13 protein-coding genes and 1 pseudogene are annotated in these 17424 nt (G+C 69.9%); 9 read left to right on the top strand and 5 right to left on the bottom strand.

Annotation, left to right across the window (positions count from 1 at the left end; genetic code table 11):
* Window positions 1-223: 223 nt before the first annotated feature.
* Together H305_RS46830 and H305_RS56430 are read right to left on the bottom strand one after the other, a co-directional pair.
* Window positions 224-3460 carry an AAA family ATPase gene (locus tag H305_RS46830; RefSeq protein ID WP_107440081.1) on the bottom strand — a complete coding sequence of 1079 codons (3237 nt, stop codon included), beginning with the start codon at window positions 3458-3460 and terminating at the stop codon, window positions 224-226.
* 378 nt (window positions 3461-3838) lie between these two features.
* A pseudogene (locus H305_RS56430) lies at window positions 3839-3919 on the bottom strand (SCO5717 family growth-regulating ATPase); the annotation flags it as partial.
* Window positions 3920-4331: 412 nt separating this feature from the next.
* On the opposite strand from H305_RS56430, the gene H305_RS0123435 reads away from it, so the two are divergent.
* Window positions 4332-5813, top strand: coding sequence for a PQQ-binding-like beta-propeller repeat protein (locus tag H305_RS0123435; RefSeq protein ID WP_028802541.1), 1482 nt, complete (start codon window positions 4332-4334; stop codon window positions 5811-5813).
* Between the two features lie 138 nt (window positions 5814-5951).
* On the opposite strand, the gene H305_RS0123440 is transcribed toward H305_RS0123435, so the two are convergent.
* Complete coding sequence (locus H305_RS0123440) at window positions 5952-6248, bottom strand: DUF397 domain-containing protein (protein ID WP_028802542.1); 297 nt, start codon at window positions 6246-6248, stop codon at window positions 5952-5954.
* Window positions 6249-6513: 265 nt separating this feature from the next.
* Between H305_RS0123440 and rpsO the strand changes: the two genes are divergently transcribed.
* The 5 genes from rpsO (at window position 6514) to H305_RS0123465 (ending at window position 12020) form a co-directional block, all read left to right on the top strand.
* Window positions 6514-6801: a 30S ribosomal protein S15 gene (rpsO, locus tag H305_RS0123445; protein WP_028802543.1), complete on the top strand. Its 288-nt coding sequence runs from the start codon at window positions 6514-6516 to the stop codon at window positions 6799-6801.
* A 363-nt stretch (window positions 6802-7164) separates the two neighbouring features.
* Window positions 7165-9381 carry a polyribonucleotide nucleotidyltransferase gene (locus tag H305_RS0123450; RefSeq protein ID WP_028802544.1) on the top strand — a complete coding sequence of 739 codons (2217 nt, stop codon included), beginning with the start codon at window positions 7165-7167 and terminating at the stop codon, window positions 9379-9381.
* Complete coding sequence (locus H305_RS0123455; protein ID WP_028802545.1) at window positions 9378-10757, top strand: M16 family metallopeptidase; 1380 nt, start codon at window positions 9378-9380, stop codon at window positions 10755-10757. Before H305_RS0123450 ends, H305_RS0123455 begins: the two co-directional genes overlap by 4 nt.
* 26 nt (window positions 10758-10783) lie before the next feature.
* Window positions 10784-11536 (top strand): 4-hydroxy-tetrahydrodipicolinate reductase, encoded by a 753-nt coding sequence (gene dapB / locus H305_RS0123460; protein ID WP_028802546.1) that lies wholly within the window; start codon window positions 10784-10786, stop codon window positions 11534-11536.
* A 31-nt stretch (window positions 11537-11567) separates the two neighbouring features.
* Window positions 11568-12020, top strand: a complete 453-nt coding sequence (locus H305_RS0123465) for a hypothetical protein (protein ID WP_028802547.1) — start codon at window positions 11568-11570, stop codon at window positions 12018-12020.
* Window positions 12021-12184: 164 nt separating this feature from the next.
* On the opposite strand, the gene H305_RS0123470 is transcribed toward H305_RS0123465, so the two are convergent.
* Window positions 12185-12742 (bottom strand): hypothetical protein, encoded by a 558-nt coding sequence (locus H305_RS0123470; RefSeq protein ID WP_028802548.1) that lies wholly within the window; start codon window positions 12740-12742, stop codon window positions 12185-12187.
* Between the two features lie 90 nt (window positions 12743-12832).
* Window positions 12833-13072, bottom strand: coding sequence for a hypothetical protein (locus H305_RS0123475; RefSeq protein WP_028802549.1), 240 nt, complete (start codon window positions 13070-13072; stop codon window positions 12833-12835).
* Between the two features lie 224 nt (window positions 13073-13296).
* Here H305_RS0123475 and thyX point away from each other — a divergent pair, with 224 nt between their 5' ends.
* The 3 genes from thyX to H305_RS0123490 all read left to right on the top strand — a co-directional run bounded on the left by thyX (window position 13297) and on the right by H305_RS0123490 (window position 16971).
* Window positions 13297-14037, top strand: coding sequence for an FAD-dependent thymidylate synthase (gene thyX, locus H305_RS0123480; protein WP_028802550.1), 741 nt, complete (start codon window positions 13297-13299; stop codon window positions 14035-14037).
* Window positions 14038-14248: 211 nt separating this feature from the next.
* A complete protein-coding gene (gene dapA / locus H305_RS0123485) occupies window positions 14249-15148 on the top strand; it encodes a 4-hydroxy-tetrahydrodipicolinate synthase (RefSeq protein ID WP_028802551.1) in 900 nt (299 codons plus the stop codon).
* Window positions 15149-15285: 137 nt separating this feature from the next.
* The gene (locus H305_RS0123490; RefSeq protein WP_028802552.1) at window positions 15286-16971 is read left to right on the top strand and encodes a ribonuclease J; all 1686 of its coding nucleotides are present in this window, start codon (window positions 15286-15288) and stop codon (window positions 16969-16971) included.
* Window positions 16972-17424 lie beyond the last annotated feature (453 nt).

Here is a 17424-nt window from a genome sequence, read left to right on the forward strand (position 1 = left end):
GTCTATCAGCGGCGGTCGACGCGAGTCAACGGCACATGAACCCCATGTGGCCTGCGGAAATAACGAGTTGGCGCGGATTTTTCGCTCATTGGTTCAGACCGGTGAAGCCGCCCTGGTGACGGCTTGACGGCTCAAGACGTCCCTGGACACACGAAGGGCCCGCACCGTCCGTGGACGGTGCGGGCCCGAGCGCGAATCGGTCCCTCAGGAGGGGCCGATCGAGTTACTGCTGAGGCGGCGGGGGCGGCGTCTGGCCCTGGTTCGGCTGGTACGGCTGCCCGGGCTGTGCGTAAGGCTGTCCCGGCTGCGGCTGCGGCTGCGGCTGCGGCTGCGGGGCCTGGCCCTGGGGGGTCTGCGGGTACGCCTGACCGGGCTGCGGCGGGTAGGGCTGTCCCGGCTGCGGGTAGGGCCAGCCGTACGGCTGTCCGGGAACCGGCTGCCCGGGCACGTACTGGCCCGGCATCGGCGGGGCGGCCACCGGGGGCGGATTGCCGTCGTTCGTCCACAGCCCGTGCGACTGCTGGTGCCGCGCGAAGTCCTCGGCCACCATCGCCGAGAGGTTGAAGTAGGCCTCCCGCACCTTGGGCCGCATCATGTCGAGGTCCACCTCGGCACCCGCGGACAGGTGCTCGTCGAACGGCACGACCACGACGCCGCGGCAGCGCGTCTCGAAGTGGCTGACGATGTCGTCGACCTTGATCATCTTGCCGGTCTCGCGCACTCCGGAGATCACCGTGATGGACCGGGACACGAGGTCCGCGTACCCGTGCGCGGACAGCCAGTCCAGCGTCGTACTGGCGCTGCTCGCACCGTCGACGGACGGCGTCGAGATGATGATGAGCTGGTCGGCGAGGTCGAGTACACCGCGCATGGCGCTGTACAGCAGGCCGGTACCCGAGTCGGTCAGGATGATCGGGTACTGCTTGCCCAGTATGTCGATCGCGCGCCGGTAGTCCTCGTCGTTGAAGGTCGTGGACACGGCCGGGTCGACGTCATTGGCGATGATCTCCAGCCCGGAGGGGGCCTGGGAGGTGAACCGCCTGATGTCCATGTACGAGTTGATGTACGGGATCGCCTGGACGAGGTCACGGATCGTGGCGCCGGTCTCGCGGCGCACGCGGCGGCCGAGCGTGCCGGCGTCCGGGTTGGCGTCGATCGCGAGGATCTTGTCCTGACGCTCGCTGGCGAGCGTCGCACCGAGCGCGGTGGTCGTGGTCGTCTTGCCGACACCGCCCTTGAGGCTGATCACGGCGATGCGATAGCACGACAGCACCGGCGTACGGATCAGCTCCAGCTTCCGCTGCCGCTCGGCCTCCTCCTTCTTGCCGCCCAGCTTGAACCGCGACGACGCGGCGGCGGGACGACCGCTCTTGGGCTTCTGCTTCTTGTTGTTGAGCAGTCGGTCGGAGGAGAGCTCCACCGCGGCGGTGTAGCCGAGCGGGGCCGCGCCCGGGTTGGTGGGCTGGCGCTGGTCGTGCTGCATGGGCTGCGGCCAGGCCGTCCCCGTACGGGGATCGACGGGAGCGGCACCCGTGGGCTGCTGCGGCACGTGCGGGGCGGCTGGTTGCGGCTGCTGCTGCGCCGGTCCCGGAGGGGCCGGGTAGTGAGGAGCCACCTGCGCCGACGGAAGCGGTGGCTGCGCCGCGCCGGGCGCCTCCGACTGCGCGGGCTCCGAGGCCGGCCGGGGAAGGTCGTAGCCGGGCTGCGGGACGGGCGTGGCGGGGGCCTGCGGGAATCCGTAGCCCTGCTGCGCACCCTGAGCCTGCGGTGCCGCCGGGGGCGTGGTCGGCTGCGGGAAGCCGTAACCGGGCGCCGGGGCAGGCGGGTTGGGCGCCGTCGCGTCCTGGGCCGGGGCGCTCCGCTGCGGGAAGCCGCGACCGGAACCGGGAGCGGGCGGGTTGGCGGCAGCGGGGGCCGGCGGTTCAGGGGTGGCGGCCGGCGTCTGCGCGGGGGCCGGAGCGCCCGGCTGCGGGAAGCCGTAGCTGCCCTGCGACGTGGGGTTCGGGGCCGGAGTGCTCGGCTGGGGGAAGCCGTAGCTGCCCTGCGGCGGGACCGGCGCGGAGGCCGCGGCGGGTGCTTCGGGGGCAGGGGCGCCCGGCGCCGGTGCGTGACTCGGCGGCGGGACCGGAACGGGGTTGTCGTGGACGGGCGGCGTCACCGACACGGCTCCCTGCGCCGGTGGCGTCGACGCGGGCCCACCGGGGGAGGGCCACGCGGGAGGCGCGGGTTGCGGGGCCGGCGGCTGGAAGGCCTGGCCGGGAGCGGGAGCCGGAGCGGGCGGCTGGAAGGCCTGGCCGGGAGCCGGAGCGGGCGCGGGGGGCTGGAAGGGCTGCCCGGGTGCCGGCGCCGGCGGCTGGAACGGCCGGCCCGGGGCGGGTGCCGACGGCTGGATCTGCGGCGGCGTCCGTGCCTGCGCGGGCTCGGCCGCCGAGGGCTCGGGCTTCGCGGGCTCGTCGGACGCCGGCCACTGGGCCGCGGGAGCGGGAGCGGCGGGCTGGTACGCGGGCGGCAGGGGTGGCAGCCCGCCCTGCGGCAGCGGCGGGGGAGCCCAGGCGGGAGGCGCGTCCTGCACGCCCTCGGGAGCGCCGGGTCGGTCGACGGGCACGGCGTCCTGCGGCTCGTCCATCGGCCGGGCGTCCTCGGGCTCCGCGTCGGCCGCGTCGGCACCCTGCGGCACCGCGTCGCTCACGTCGTCACGGGTCTCGTCGCCCGCCTCGTCACGTACGCCGTCATGGACGGCGTCGCTCACGGTGCCGTCGGCCGCGTCGGAGGGGACCGCCCCGTGCGGTACGGCGTCGGCGACCTCGCCGGTCCCGTCGCCCGCGTCGGAGGACACCGGCGCCACGATGTCCGCGACGACATCAGGCTCTCCGGAAGCGTCGGAACGGTCCGAGGCCTCGGAGGTGCCGGGGGCATCGGCGACACCAGGCGCGTCGGCGACCTCAGGCCCGTCGGCGACATCGGAGGCGTCGACGGAGTCGGCGGTGCCGGCCGTGGCGTCCACGGCCCCGGTAGCCTCCGCCGCCGGCTCGTCCGCCGCGGCGTCCTCGGCGCCCACGTCAAAACCGCCGTCCACGACGCCCTCGGTCTGCCCAGCGGCGTCCGCCTCACTCACCGTCCCCGGTGTGTCCTCCTGCGCGTCGACCACGTGCCGCACGTCGTCGCCGACGTGGGCCTCCGCTGATTCGGGGGCCTTGGAAGCGTCCGCGACGGAGTCGGCGTCCGACGCGGTGGAGCCGGGTCCGGACGTGACGTCGGCCGCTCCGGCCGCGGCCGGAGCGGCCGGATCCGGCTCGGACCCGGCCCCGGCCCCGGCCGCGTCCTCGGTCTCGGGCCGCTCCTGGCCCACGGCGCCGGCACGTTCCGCGAACTCCCGCTTCAGCGCGACAGGAGAGATCCGCATGGTGGCGCCGCTCTCCAGGTCCCCGTCGCCGGGCTCGATGTCGTCGGAGGCGCCCATGGGAGAGACCGGTGCCACCGGAGCGGCCGGAGGCGTCGCCCACCGGCTCTGGTATTCGCCCAGGGGAACGTTCGGCAGCGCCGTCGGACTGCCTGCGTCCGCGACGGGCGCACCCGGAGTCTGCGAGGCAGCTGCCTCCGCCGTCTCCGGCACCGCTGAAAGCGCCTCAGAAGTCGCTGAAAGAGTCTCAGGAGCAATGGGGGGCGAAGGGGCCTCGAACACCGGGGGAGTTGGCGGGGCCGAGGAGTCCGCAGCGGTCGGGGGAGCCGGGGCCGCCTCCGCTTCCTCCTCCGTACCACCGGAGTTCGCCGGAGTCCCCGACGCGTTCTGCGTGTACCAGGCGGGCGGCGCGTAGTCGATGGTGAACTCGCCCGTCGTCTCGACGGCGGACTCCGCGTCGGACTGGTCATCGCCGGGTGTGGCCCAGCCCCCGCGGATCCCGTCCCGATCGCTGTTCACAGTTCCTCCTGGTGTGGTCGAGCACCCTCAAGCCGTGCCGGGGCGACCGATTTCTTGTCGTCCGCCGGCGTCCGTTGACGCTTTTGGTCGTCCGAAGTCGTACGAGGTCGTCCGAATTGACCCGGCTCCCCCTGAGACGCGAGCGGCCCCTCCACGGGTTCTGGCGTCGCGCCCTGTCCCAGCCTAATCACCATGACTGTCACAAGGGCAGGCCCGTCCACCCCACCGCGGCCGCCCGCTACGTCACACCCTGCCCAGAAGTGGCTTGCGCACGCTCACTATTGACCTTCAATGCGGACAAACGAAGCCATCGCGACAGACCCGCTGCCCGCTGTATGTACACGATCAAGCGGCATGCATAGTAGGGGGTTCCCCCGCCACCGAACGATTCCCTCCGAAAGGACTTCTCCGCGTGAGCTTCGGCCCACCCCCCTCCCCGTACACCCAGTCCGCGTTGACGGCCGACAACGAGCGAAGACGGCGCCGCACAAGGCTGTTCGGCATCGTGGCCGCCGTACTCGTCGTGGCGCTGTGCGCGGGCGGCTGGCTCCTCATGCACGCGAACGGTGACGACGGTCCGTCGAAGAAGGCGGTGGCCGTCCCGCAGGCTCCCGACGAGATCAGGGAGACGGTCGAGCGGGTCCCGCGCACCCCGGAGGGTGAACTCGTCGTCGACTACGACGAGGAGAAGTTCAAGGACGACGAGACGCGCTACGCCCCCGGCACCTGGGCGACCGGCAAGATCTTCGCCAAGGGCATCAAGAACCAGCTCATGGGCTTCAAGTTCGGCGAGTGGGACAAGAAGGCCTGGACCATCGAGCTGGACGGGCACATCTGCGCGACGACGAAGCACGTCACCGCGGACGGGCGTACCGCCGTCGTCGTCCAGCCGGCCAAGCGCAAGGGCACCAAGGACGCCGGTGTCTGCGACGAGGTCGTCTTCTTCGACCTCGACAACGGCAAGAAGCTGTGGACGGCGACGATGCCCGACGCGAAGAGCGCGTACGTCACCAACACGAACCTCACCATGGCGCGCGGCACGGTCGCGGTGGCGTGGGGCGACGGCTCCGTCGCCTACGGCATGGCCGACGGCAAGCAGCTGTGGAAGAGCACCGGTGTCACCACGTGCGAGGACAAGGGGTTCGCGGGCGGTCGCAGCCTGCTGGTCCTGCTGCGCTGTGGAGACGAGTCCGAGCACGCGTACCGGGTGCAGAAGATCGACCCGCGCACCGGGAAGCCGCAGTGGACCTACAAGATGACGAAGAACATCTCGGAGGTCTACCTGCCGTCCTCCGATCCACCGGTCATCGCCGTCGGCGCGGGGGCCTACACGGTGACCGACCTGATCACCCTGGACGACCAGGGCCGCCACAGCGCCACCATCTCCATGAAGGGCGGCCGTTTCGCCCCGATGTGCGGCAGCTCCTTCGACGGGACGCAGTACTTCGGAGCCATGGAGAACTGCTACGCGCTGGTCGTGGGCAAGGACGCGCTGTTCGTCGCGAGCAAGGACGACGGCGAGCTCGACCAGCCGGAGAACTGGATCGTGGCCTACGACGTGCACACGGGCAAGAGCCTGCGGAAGTTCGACGGACGGCCGTTCCAGCCGCTGTGGCCCGTGAAGATGAACGGAAACCAGCTCCTGGCCTACCGGCCGAGTGCCGACACCGTCGGACCCGCGGCCATCGTGAGCATCGATCCCGCCACCGGGAAGCAGACGCCGTTCCTCTTCTTCAATCTGCCGGGCGGCACCACGCGCATGGAGACCCCCGAGTGGTCCGACATCCTCTTCGAGCACGGCAGGGCGTTCTTCTCGCCCCGCCAGCTCTCGGCGTCCGCCGCGCACCCCGACGACCCGGTGCCGGCCGCGGTCGGCATCGGAAACGTGCGCTGATCCGTCACGGCGTGGGCCGACCCGTCACGACGCAGGAGGCGGACCCGTGACAGAGGCGAGGGCCGGCGCGGGAACTCCGTCCCGCGCCGGCCCTCGCCCGTCCACGGCGGCCCCTCGGACCGCGGTGCCTTTGGACCGCTAGAGGGTCGCCGGTCCGCCGTCGTGCGGCGCGGGTTCCAGGTCGAACTCCCCGTCCCGCGCGCCGAGCACGAAGGCCCGCCACTCCGCCTCCGTGTACCGAAGGACCGTGTCCGGGTCGAGGGAGGAGCGCATGGCCACCGCGCCCTCGGGCAGATACGCGATCTCGACCCGCTCCTCGTGCTCCTCCGTACCCGGCGCGCTGTGCCATTCGACGCCCGAGATGTCGAGGGCGTAGAGCTCGTTCTTCTCCCGCTCCTTGCGCGCCTTCACGTCCTTGTCCGCTTCCTCGGCCATGTTCCGGCGGCCCCTTCCCCACGTGCGAATGCCCTGTGCCGTCACAGTAGTGGCCAGGTCCGCGCGGTCGACCGGGTTCGGGGAGGCGGACGGACGGGCCCTGCCGGGCTGGTACGCTGTGTGACGGCCGTTTGTGTACGCACCCCCGGAGCCCCGAGCTCTGGAGGCCGCGCCCAGCGGATCCCCGCCTCCCGAGTAACGGAAGCTCCCCTGAGAAGTGGACCAGGGGCACTCGGTGGCCACTCAGAGACTACGAGGAGTACGCGTGTCGCTCGACGCCGCTACGAAGAAGCAGATCATCAGCGAGTTCGGCCAGAAGGAGGGCGACACCGGCTCCCCCGAGGTCCAGGTCGCCATGCTCTCGCGCCGCATCTCGGACCTGACCGAGCACCTCAAGACCCACAAGCACGACCACCACTCCCGCCGTGGTCTGCTGATCCTGGTCGGTCAGCGTCGCCGCCTGCTGCAGTACCTGGCCAAGAAGGACATCCAGCGCTTCCGTACGCTGGTCGACCGCCTGGGCATCCGCCGCGGTGCGGCGGGCGCCAAGTAAGACGCCGTGAAGGGAGCGGTTCCCACATCTTCTGGGGACCGCTCCTTTTGCTGTACGTGCTGCTGTACATCTCTGTACGTGCGGAGTGTCACTGACGCTTTGTAGTGTGGTAGCACAACGCAATACGCAGGACACAGCACGTACGACACAGCGTGATGGGGCCGTGCCCGCCGGGCAGGGCCCGTCACGACACGAACGAGGAGAAGCGCGCCTCGCCGCCGCCGGTCCTCGGTAGTGGCCCCCGGGGGGAAGCGAGCCCCGGGTGCTTCGATCGAAGACCGGCCCGCACCAGAAGGCGCGTCTCTCCGCCACCGTCCCCCTGCCACACGGGCAGGACAGGACGAAGACGAGGAGAAAACGCTAGTGGAGAACGAGACCCACTACGCCGAGGCCGTCATCGACAACGGCTCCTTCGGCACCCGCACCATCCGCTTCGAGACGGGCCGCCTGGCCAAGCAGGCCGCCGGCTCCGCCGTCGCGTACCTGGACGACGACACCATGGTGCTGTCGGCCACCAGCGCTTCCAAGAAGCCCAAGGACCAGCTCGACTTCTTCCCCCTCACGGTGGACGTCGAGGAGCGGATGTACGCCGCCGGCAAGATCCCCGGCAGCTTCTTCCGCCGTGAGGGCCGTCCCTCCGAGGACGCGGTCCTCACCTGCCGTCTCATCGACCGTCCGCTGCGTCCGTCCTTCAAGAAGGGCCTTCGCAACGAGATCCAGGTCGTCGCCACGATCATGGCGCTCAACCCCGACCACCTGTACGACGTCGTGGCGATCAACGCCGCCTCCGCGTCCACGCAGCTGGCCGGTCTGCCCTTCTCCGGCCCGGTCGGCGGCGTCCGCGTCGCGCTGATCAACGGTCAGTGGGTCGCGTTCCCGACGCACACCGAGCTCGAGGACGCCGTCTTCGACATGGTCGTCGCCGGTCGCGTCCTGGAGGACGGCGACGTCGCGATCATGATGGTCGAGGCCGAGGCCACCGACAAGACGATCCAGCTGGTCAAGGGTGGCGCCGAGGCGCCCACCGAGGAGGTCGTGGCCGCCGGCCTCGACGCCGCGAAGCCCTTCATCAAGGTCCTGTGCAAGGCGCAGTCGGACCTCGCCGCGAAGGCCGCCAAGCCGACCGCCGAGTTCCCGATCTTCCTCGACTACCAGGACGACGTCCTGGAGGCCCTGACCGCCGCGGTCAAGAGCGAGCTCGCCCAGGCGCTCACCATCGCCGGCAAGCAGGACCGCGAGGCCGAGCTGGACCGCGTCAAGGAGATCGCCGCCGAGAAGCTGCTCCCGCAGTTCGAGGGCCGCGAGAAGGAGATCTCCGCCGCGTACCGCGCGCTGACCAAGAAGCTGGTCCGCGAGCGCGTCATCAAGGACAAGGTCCGCATCGACGGCCGCGGCGTCACGGACATCCGTACGCTGGCCGCCGAGGTCGAGGCCATCCCGCGGGTGCACGGTTCGGCGCTGTTCGAGCGTGGCGAGACCCAGATCCTGGGCGTCACCACCCTCAACATGCTCCGCATGGAGCAGCAGCTGGACACCCTTTCTCCGGTGACCCGCAAGCGCTACATGCACAACTACAACTTCCCGCCCTACTCCGTCGGTGAGACGGGCCGCGTCGGCTCCCCGAAGCGTCGCGAGATCGGCCACGGCGCGCTCGCCGAGCGTGCGCTCGTGCCGGTCCTGCCGACCCGCGAGGAGTTCCCCTACGCGATCCGTCAGGTGTCCGAGGCCCTCGGCTCCAACGGTTCGACGTCCATGGGCTCGGTCTGCGCCTCCACCATGTCGCTGCTGAACGCCGGTGTGCCCCTCAAGGCCCCCGTCGCCGGTATCGCCATGGGTCTCATCTCCCAGGAGATCGACGGCCAGACGCACTACGTCGCCCTCACCGACATCCTCGGTGCCGAGGACGCGTTCGGTGACATGGACTTCAAGGTCGCCGGCACGAAGGACTTCGTCACGGCCCTCCAGCTGGACACGAAGCTCGACGGCATCCCGGCGTCGGTCCTGGCCGCCGCGCTCAAGCAGGCCCGCGACGCCCGCCTCCACATCCTCGACGTGATGATGGAAGCGATCGACACGCCGGACGAGATGTCCCCGAACGCCCCGCGGATCATCACCGTCAAGATCCCCGTGGACAAGATCGGTGAGGTCATCGGCCCCAAGGGCAAGATGATCAACCAGATCCAGGAGGACACCGGCGCCGAGATCACGATCGAGGACGACGGCACCATCTACATCGGTGCCGCCGACGGCCCGGCCGCCGAGGCCGCCCGCGCCACGATCAACGGCATCGCCAACCCGACCATGCCGGAGGTCGGCGAGCGCTACCTGGGCACCGTCGTGAAGACGACGACCTTCGGTGCGTTCGTGTCGCTGCTCCCGGGCAAGGACGGTCTGCTGCACATCTCGCAGATCCGCAAGCTCGCCGGCGGCAAGCGCGTGGAGAACGTCGAGGACGTCCTCGGTGTGGGCCAGAAGGTCCAGGTCGAGATCGCCGAGATCGACTCCCGCGGCAAGCTCTCCCTGATCCCCGTGGTCGAGGGCGAAGGCGACGATGAAAAGAAGGACGACACCGACAAGTGACGTCGAGTAGCTCCACGGCGACGGCCCGCACCTCCTCGGAGGCGCGGGCCGTCGCCCGTACCCAAACCCTCATCAAGGGCGAGAACGGCATCGGCACGGTCCGCAAGACCACCCTCCCCGGTGGCCTGCGCATCGTCACCGAGACCCTGCCCTCGGTCCGCTCCGCCACCTTCGGCATCTGGGCGCACGTGGGCTCGCGCGACGAGACTCCGTCGCTGAACGGCGCCACGCACTACCTGGAGCACCTGCTCTTCAAGGGAACCGCCCGCCGGTCCGCCCTGGACATCTCCGCCGCCATCGACGCGGTCGGCGGCGAGATGAACGCGTTCACGGCGAAGGAGTACACGTGCTACTACGCGCGCGTGCTCGACACCGACCTCCCGCTCGCCATCGACGTGGTCTGCGACATGCTCACCGGCTCGCTCATCCTCGAGGACGACGTGAACGTGGAGCGCGGCGCCATCCTCGAAGAGATCGCGATGACCGAGGACGACCCGGGCGACAGTGTGCACGACCTGTTCGCGCACACGATGTTCGGCGACAACCCCCTCGGCCGCCCGGTCCTCGGCACGGTCGACACCGTCAACGCCCTCACCGCGGACCGCATCCGCCGCTTCTACAAGAAGCACTACGACCCGACGCACCTGGTCGTGGCCTGCGCGGGCAACGTCGACCACAACAAGGTCGTCCGCCAGGTCCGTGCCGCCTTCGAGAAGGCCGGCGCGTTCCGGAGCCCCGCCGCGGCCCCCATCGCCCCGCGCGACGGCCGCCGGTCCATCCGCACCACGGGCCGCGTCGAACTCCTCGGCCGCAAGACCGAGCAGGCCCACGTCGTCCTCGGCATGCCCGGCCTGGCCCGCACGGACGACCGCCGCTGGGCCCTCGGCGTGCTGAACACCGCCCTCGGCGGCGGCATGTCCTCCCGCCTCTTCCAGGAGGTCCGCGAGAAGCGCGGCCTGGCCTACAGCGTGTACTCGTACACCTCGGGCTTCGCCGACTGCGGCCTCTTCGGCGTGTACGCGGGCTGCCGCCCGAGCCAGGTCCACGACGTGCTCAAGCTCTGCCGCGACGAGCTCGACCAGGTCGCCGAGCACGGCCTCTCGGACGACGAGATCGGCCGCGCCGTCGGCCAGCTCCAGGGCTCCACCGTCCTCGGGCTGGAGGACACCGGTGCGCTGATGAACCGTATCGGCAAGAGTGAGCTGTGCTGGGGCGAGCAGATGTCCGTCGACGAGATGCTGGCCCAGATAGCGGCGGTCACCCCGGACGAGGTCCGGTCGGTCGCCCGCGACATCCTGGGACAGCGTCCCTCGCTGTCGGTCATCGGCCCGCTCAAGGACAAGCAGGCGTCCCGTCTGCACGAAGCGGTCGCGTAAATCCCGTCTCTGTAAGGAACGAAGCAATGAGCAAGCTGCGCGTGGCGGTCCTCGGTGCCAAGGGCCGGATCGGATCCGAGGCGGTACGAGCCGTCGAGGCCGCCGAGGACATGGAGCTGGTGGGTGCGCTGGGCCGCGGGGACAAGCTGGAGTCGCTGGTCGAGGCCGGCGCCCAGGTCGTGGTCGAGCTGACCACGCCGGGTTCGGTGATGGGCAACCTCGACTTCTGCGTCCGGCACGGCATCCACGCCGTGGTCGGCACGACCGGCTGGACCGACGAACGCCTCGCGCAGCTCGACACCTCGCTGGCCGCGTCCCCCGAGACGGGCGTGCTCATCGCGCCCAACTTCTCCATCGGCGCCGTCCTGACCATGAAGTTCGCCGAGGTCGCCGCGCCGTACTTCGAGTCCGTCGAGGTCGTCGAACTGCACCACCCGAACAAGGTGGACGCTCCCAGCGGCACCGCCACGCGCACCGCTCAGCTCATCGCCGCCGCCCGCGAGCGCGCGGGCAGCGCCCCGCAGCCCGACGCCACGGTCACCGCCCTGGACGGCGCCCGCGGCGCGGACGTCGACGGCGTCCCGGTGCACGCGGTCCGTCTGCGCGGCCTGTTGGCCCACCAAGAGGTCCTGCTGGGCGGGGAGGGCGAGACGCTCACCATCCGCCACGACTCCCTGCACCACAGCAGCTTCATGCCGGGCATCCTGCTCGGTGTCCGCCGGGTGGTGAGCACGCCCGGCCTCACCTTCGGCCTGGAAAACTTCCTGGACCTCGGCTGAGCCGGGGGACGGACACAGATTGCTGGCAGACATGCGCGCAAAGATCACCTATGCCGTCACGGCCGCCGTCCTGGTCGTCTACTTCGTCCTGGTCGGCAGCCGGGGCGTGCTGCTCATCCAGAACGGCACCCTGATCACCGTCACCTTCGGTGTCGCGGTGCTGATCCTGCCGGCCATCGGTCTGTGGTTCCTGTGGAAGAACACCCAGTTCGTCCGCAAGGCCAACCGGCTGGCCGCCGAGCTCGACGCCGAGGGCGGACTGCCCGTGGACGAGCTGAAGCGCACCGCGGGCGGCCGCATCGACCGCGACTCGGCCGACGAGGTGTTCGCCAAGCGCAAGGCCGAGACCGAGGACGCCCCGGACGACTGGCGCAGCTGGTTCCGTCTGGCGGTCGCCTACCACGACGCCCGCGACACCCCGCGCGCCCGCAAGGCGATGCAACGTGCCATCGCCCTGCGCGAGGGCAGAACCCTGGAGGCGTAGCCCCGGGGCCCGACCGGCGTCGCGCGTGAGGCGCGGCCTCCGGGGCCGGTGCATCCCGGGATCGAGCGACGCGAAAGGGCCGGTCCGCCACCGCGGACCGGCCCTTTCGTCGTGTCGTGAGGCGCGTGCGGCGTTGCCGTCACCGTGCCGCGCGGGCGTGCCCGTCAGCCGCGCCGGTACTCGTCCGCCCACACCTCGATGGTGTCCGCGGCCCGCTCGAAGGCCTCCGAACGCGCCAGGAAGTCGGCGTTGTGCGTGGTCAGCAGCGGCGGCAGGTCCTCGGGGGAGCGATCCTGGCGTACGAGGACCAGGGCCTGACCCTGCACGGTGCGCGGCAGACCGAGCCAGCGCACCGGCTGCTGCACGGTCCGCACGGCGACGACCTGCTGCCACGGCGCCGTGCTCGTGACGAAGAAGCCCACTCTGCGCAGCCCCCGCGCACTGACCCAGACGCCCATGCGCAGCAGCCGGAGCGCGGCCACTATCGCGACCAGGGCGCCGCTCAGACAGCCCACCGCCGCGGCGAGGGTCCCGGCCACCGCGATGATCACCGCGGCGACGAGCACGTACGAAGCGAGCAGCAGGACGAGCGCGGCCGCGCCCACCCGCCACGGTCCGGGCCGGTAGGGGCGCCGCCAGCGGTCGAGGTCGTCGAAGGGCAGCGCGAGGTCGTCCGCCGCCTCGTCAAAGGCACGGTCCGCCGTCAGGAAGGGCAGGGGCACGACTGATCCTCACTCGATCCACGCATGGGCTGTGCCCGGTGAGGCTATCGAGCCCCATGCCCGCTCACCACCCTTGGGGGTCCGGAAGAGTCAGCGGCCGTCCGACGCCTCGGAGTGCTGCGTCGTGGCAGGTGACTGGTCCTGCGACAGAGCGGGCATCCCGAGGATCAGGGAGCCGGCGAGTCCGGCGACCACGGTGAGCCCTATGAGCCACCGGCCGGCCATCTGTCCGGCGGAGGCCCGCTCACGGGGCGGGGGAGTGACGTTGCTGCGGAACTTGTCGGCTTCGGCGATGAAGGCGAACGGGACGGGCTCGCGCCGACGGAACATGGGGCGGCATCCTCTGGGACTCGTGGATGGGCGGGCGGCGGCGACTCGAACGCAGTCACCGTCACTCATACAGACGAGCGATTGTCTCAAGAGGTGCCCAGAATCACCGAATTCGCAGAAGTTCGCCGCCGAATGTCGCGGCACGGTACCGAACGCCCCGTTGTCAGTGGTGGCCCGTAGAGTGGGCGCCGCCCGAGCCTGTGATGGGAAGGACCCTCCGCACCGTGACCGACACCCCCGCCGACGACCTCAAGCCCAGCTTCCGCAGCGATGTCACCGTCGAGCTGATCAAGCACACCGCGTCCGACGCCGACGTGCTGTTCGCCGCTCGTGTCTCCACCGCGGGGGAGCAGTCCCTGGACGAGCTGCAGAAGGACCCGGAGCGCTCGAAGGGCCTGATCAATTACCTCATGCGGGACCGTCACGGCAGCCCCTTCGAGCACAACTCGATGACCTTCTTCATCAGCGCCCCGATCTTCGTCTTCCGCGAGTTCATGCGGCACCGCGTGGGCTGGTCGTACAACGAGGAATCGGGCCGGTACCGGGAGCTCCAGCCCGTCTTCTACGTCCCGGACGAGTCCCGCAAGCTGGTCCAGGAGGGTCGCCCCGGCAAGTACGTCTTCGTCGAGGGCACGCAGGCGCAGCAGGAGCTCACGGGCCGTGTGATGGAGGACTCGTACCGCCAGGCGTACGAGGCCTACCAGGAGATGCTCGCCGCCGGTGTGGCCCGGGAGGTGGCCCGCGCGGTCCTCCCGGTCGGCCTCTTCTCCTCGATGTACGCCACGTGCAACGCGCGCTCACTGATGCACTTCCTCGGCCTGCGCACCCAGCACGAGCTTGCGAAGGTGCCGTCCTTCCCGCAGCGGGAGATCGAGATGGTGGGGGAGCGGATGGAGGCGGAGTGGGCCGGGCTCATGCCGCTCACCTACGCGGCCTTCAATGCGAACGGTCGTGTGGCGCCGTAGCGCGCGCCCCACGCGCCGCGCGGTACAGATGTACGGATCAGTCGAGCGAGGTGTCCGTATTGCGGCATTTCGAGAAGTTCATCTAGCCTGATCAAACGGACCCGGCACTGCTTGAACCCCCGAGCAGGCAGTGCCGGGCTCCGCATTTGTCGTGCTTTGTCGTGTCTCCCGAGGGCAGACCATGCGTTGAGCAGCGAGTAGCGTGTTACCCATGGCTCCGACCTCCACTCCGCAGACCCCCTTCGGGAGGGTCCTCACCGCCATGGTCACGCCCTTCACGGCGGACGGCGCACTCGACCTCGACGGCGCACAGCGGCTCGCCGCCCACCTGGTGGACGCAGGCAACGACGGCCTGATCATCAACGGCACCACCGGCGAGTCCCCGACCACCAGCGACGCGGAGAAAGCGGACCTCGTTCGAGCCGTGCTGGAGGCGGTCGGCGACCGTGCCCACATCGTCGCCGGCGTCGGCACGAACGACACCCACCACAGCATCGAGCTGGCGCGCGCCGCCGAGAAGGTCGGCGCGCACGGCCTGCTGACCGTCACGCCGTACTACAACAAGCCCCCTCAGGAGGGCCTCTACCGGCACTTCTCGGCCATCGCCGACGCGACCGAGCTGCCGGTGATGCTCTACGACATCCCGGGCCGCAGCGGCGTGCCGATCAACACGGAGACGATCGTGCGCCTCGCCGCACACCCGCGCATCGTCGCCAACAAGGACGCCAAGGGAGACCTCGGCCGAGCCAGCTGGGCCATCGCCCGCTCCGGCCTCGCCTGGTACTCCGGCGACGACATGCTGAACCTGCCCCTGCTCTCCGTGGGTGCGGTCGGGTTCGTCTCCGTCGTCGGCCACGTCGTCACCCCGGACCTGCGGGCCATGCTGGACGCCTACCTCTCGGGCGACGTCCAGAAGGCCACCGAGATCCACCAGAAGCTGCTCCCGGTCTTCACCGGCATGTTCCGCACCCAGGGCGTCATGACCACCAAGGCCGCGCTCAGCCTCCAGGGCCTGCCCGCCGGGCCGCTGCGTGCTCCCATGGTCGAGCTGTCGCCCGAGGAGACCGCCCAGCTCAAGATCGATCTTGCCGCCGGCGGGGTACAGCTCTAATCACAGACTTCACAACTGAATACGCATGATCCCGCAGGCCACCGGTCTGCACCCCACACAGACAACTGCTATTGCACGAACGTCACGCGCGCCACGTGCCCTACCAGGTACGTGGCGCGCGTGGTGAGGAGAGTCTTTTGAGTCATCCGCATCCTGAACTCGGCCCGCCGCCCAAGCTCCCCGAGGGCGGCCTCAGGGTCACCCCGCTCGGCGGCCTCGGCGAAATCGGCCGGAACATGACGGTCTTCGAATACGGCGGCCGCCTGCTGATCGTCGACTGCGGAGTGCTCTTCCCCGAGGAGGAGCAGCCAGGAATCGACCTGATCCTGCCGGACTTCACGTCCATCAGGGACCGCCTCGAGGACATCGAGGGCATCGTCCTCACGCACGGCCACGAGGACCACATCGGCGGTGTCCCCTTCCTCCTGCGCGAGAAGCCGGACATCCCGCTCATCGGCTCCAAGCTGACCCTCGCCCTCATCGAGGCGAAGCTCCAGGAGCACCGCATCCGCCCGTACACGCTCGAAGTGGCCGAGGGCCAGCGCGAGCGCATCGGCCCCTTCGACTGCGAGTTCATCGCCGTCAACCACTCCATCCCGGACGCCCTCGCGGTCGCCATCCGCACCCCTGCGGGCATGGCCGTCCACACCGGCGACTTCAAGATGGACCAGCTTCCGCTGGACCGCCGTCTCACGGACCTGCACGCGTTCGCGCGGCTGAGCGAGGAGGGCATCGACCTCCTGCTCTCGGACTCCACCAACGCCGAGGTCCCGGGATTCGTCCCGCCCGAGCGCGACATCTCCAACGTGCTGCGCCAGGTGTTCGCCGGCGCCCACAAGCGGATCATCGTCGCGAGCTTCGCCAGCCACGTCCACCGCATCCAGCAGATCCTCGACGCGGCCCACGAGTACGGCCGCAGGGTCGCCTTCGTCGGCCGCTCGATGGTCCGCAACATGGGCATCGCGCGCGACCTCGGATATCTGAAGGTCCCGCCGGGCCTGGTGGTCGACGTCAAGACGCTGGACGACCTCCCCGACCACGAGATCGTGCTCGTGTGCACGGGCTCCCAGGGCGAGCCGATGGCGGCACTGTCGAGGATGGCCAACCGGGACCACCAGATCCGCATCGTCCAGGGAGACACGGTCATCCTGGCCTCGTCCCTGATCCCGGGCAACGAGAACGCGGTCTACCGCGTGATCAACGGCCTGTCCCGCTGGGGCGCGAACGTCGTCCACAAGGGCAACGCCAAGGTGCACGTCTCCGGCCACGCCTCCGCGGGCGAGCTGCTGTACTTCTACAACATCTGCAAGCCGCGGAACCTGATGCCCGTCCACGGCGAATGGCGGCACCTGCGTGCCAACGCCGAACTCGGCGCTCTCACGGGCGTCCCGCACGACCGCATCGTGATCGCCGAGGACGGCGTCGTGGTCGACCTCGTCGAGGGCAAGGCCAAGATCTCCGGCAAGGTCCAGGCCGGATACGTCTACGTCGACGGCCTCTCGGTCGGTGACGTCGGCGAGCCCGCGCTCAAGGACCGCAAGATCCTCGGCGACGAGGGCATCATCTCGGTCTTCGTGGTGATGGACTCCAGCACCGGAAAGATCACCGGCGGCCCGCACGTCCAGGCACGGGGCTCCGGTATCGACGACTCCGCCTTCGGAGACGTCCTCCCGAAGATCATTGAGGTCCTGGAACGCTCCGCCCAGGACGGCGTGGTCGAGCCCCACCAGCTGCAGCAACTCATCCGCCGCACGCTGGGCAAGTGGGTCTCCGACACCTACCGCCGACGCCCGATGATCCTCCCGGTCGTCGTCGAAGTCTGACCCCGCACACGAGCCAACCAGGAGCGGGGCGCCTCGATTTGCATCGAGGCGCCCCGCTCCAGTACGTTTACGGCTCCGCCTGAACGGGAACCCGGCACAACTGCGTGCCTGGAACCACCCGAGCGGGGCGGAAATTCCGACTCAGAATCTCTGATAAAGTCGGAGCCGCCGGAAAGGGAAACGCGAAAGCGAGAACCTGGAAAGCACCGAGGAAATCGGATCGGAAAGATCTGATAGAGTCGGAAACGCAAGACCGAAGGGAAGCGCCCGGAGGAAAGCCTGAGAGAGTCTCTCGGGTGAGTACAAAGGAAGCGTCCGTTCCTTGAGAACTCAACAGCGTGCCAAAAATCAACGCCAGATATGTTGATACCCCGTCTCCGGCCATACGGTTGGGACGAGGTTCCTTTGAAAAAGTCCTGCCGGGCAGTGTTCGGCAGGCGCACAGCGAGGACG

The sequence above is a fragment of the Streptomyces sp. 142MFCol3.1 genome (assembly GCF_000424945.1).
Taxonomy (GTDB): Bacteria; Actinomycetota; Actinomycetes; order Streptomycetales; family Streptomycetaceae; genus Streptomyces; species Streptomyces siamensis.

Bases quoted from the DNA above. Each gene is read 5' to 3' on its own strand.
- H305_RS0123465 (WP_028802547.1), top strand. From the start codon at position 11,568: ATGCGCGCAAAGATCACCTATGCCGTCACGGCCGCCGTCCTGGTCGTC.
- H305_RS46830 (WP_107440081.1), bottom strand. From the start codon at position 3,460: ATGGGCGCCTCCGACGACATCGAGCCCGGCGACGGGGACCTGGAGAGC.
- dapB (WP_028802546.1), top strand. From the start codon at position 10,784: ATGAGCAAGCTGCGCGTGGCGGTCCTCGGTGCCAAGGGCCGGATCGGA.
- H305_RS0123475 (WP_028802549.1), bottom strand. From the start codon at position 13,072: ATGTTCCGTCGGCGCGAGCCCGTCCCGTTCGCCTTCATCGCCGAAGCC.
- H305_RS0123440 (WP_028802542.1), bottom strand. From the start codon at position 6,248: ATGGCCGAGGAAGCGGACAAGGACGTGAAGGCGCGCAAGGAGCGGGAG.
- dapA (WP_028802551.1), top strand. From the start codon at position 14,249: ATGGCTCCGACCTCCACTCCGCAGACCCCCTTCGGGAGGGTCCTCACC.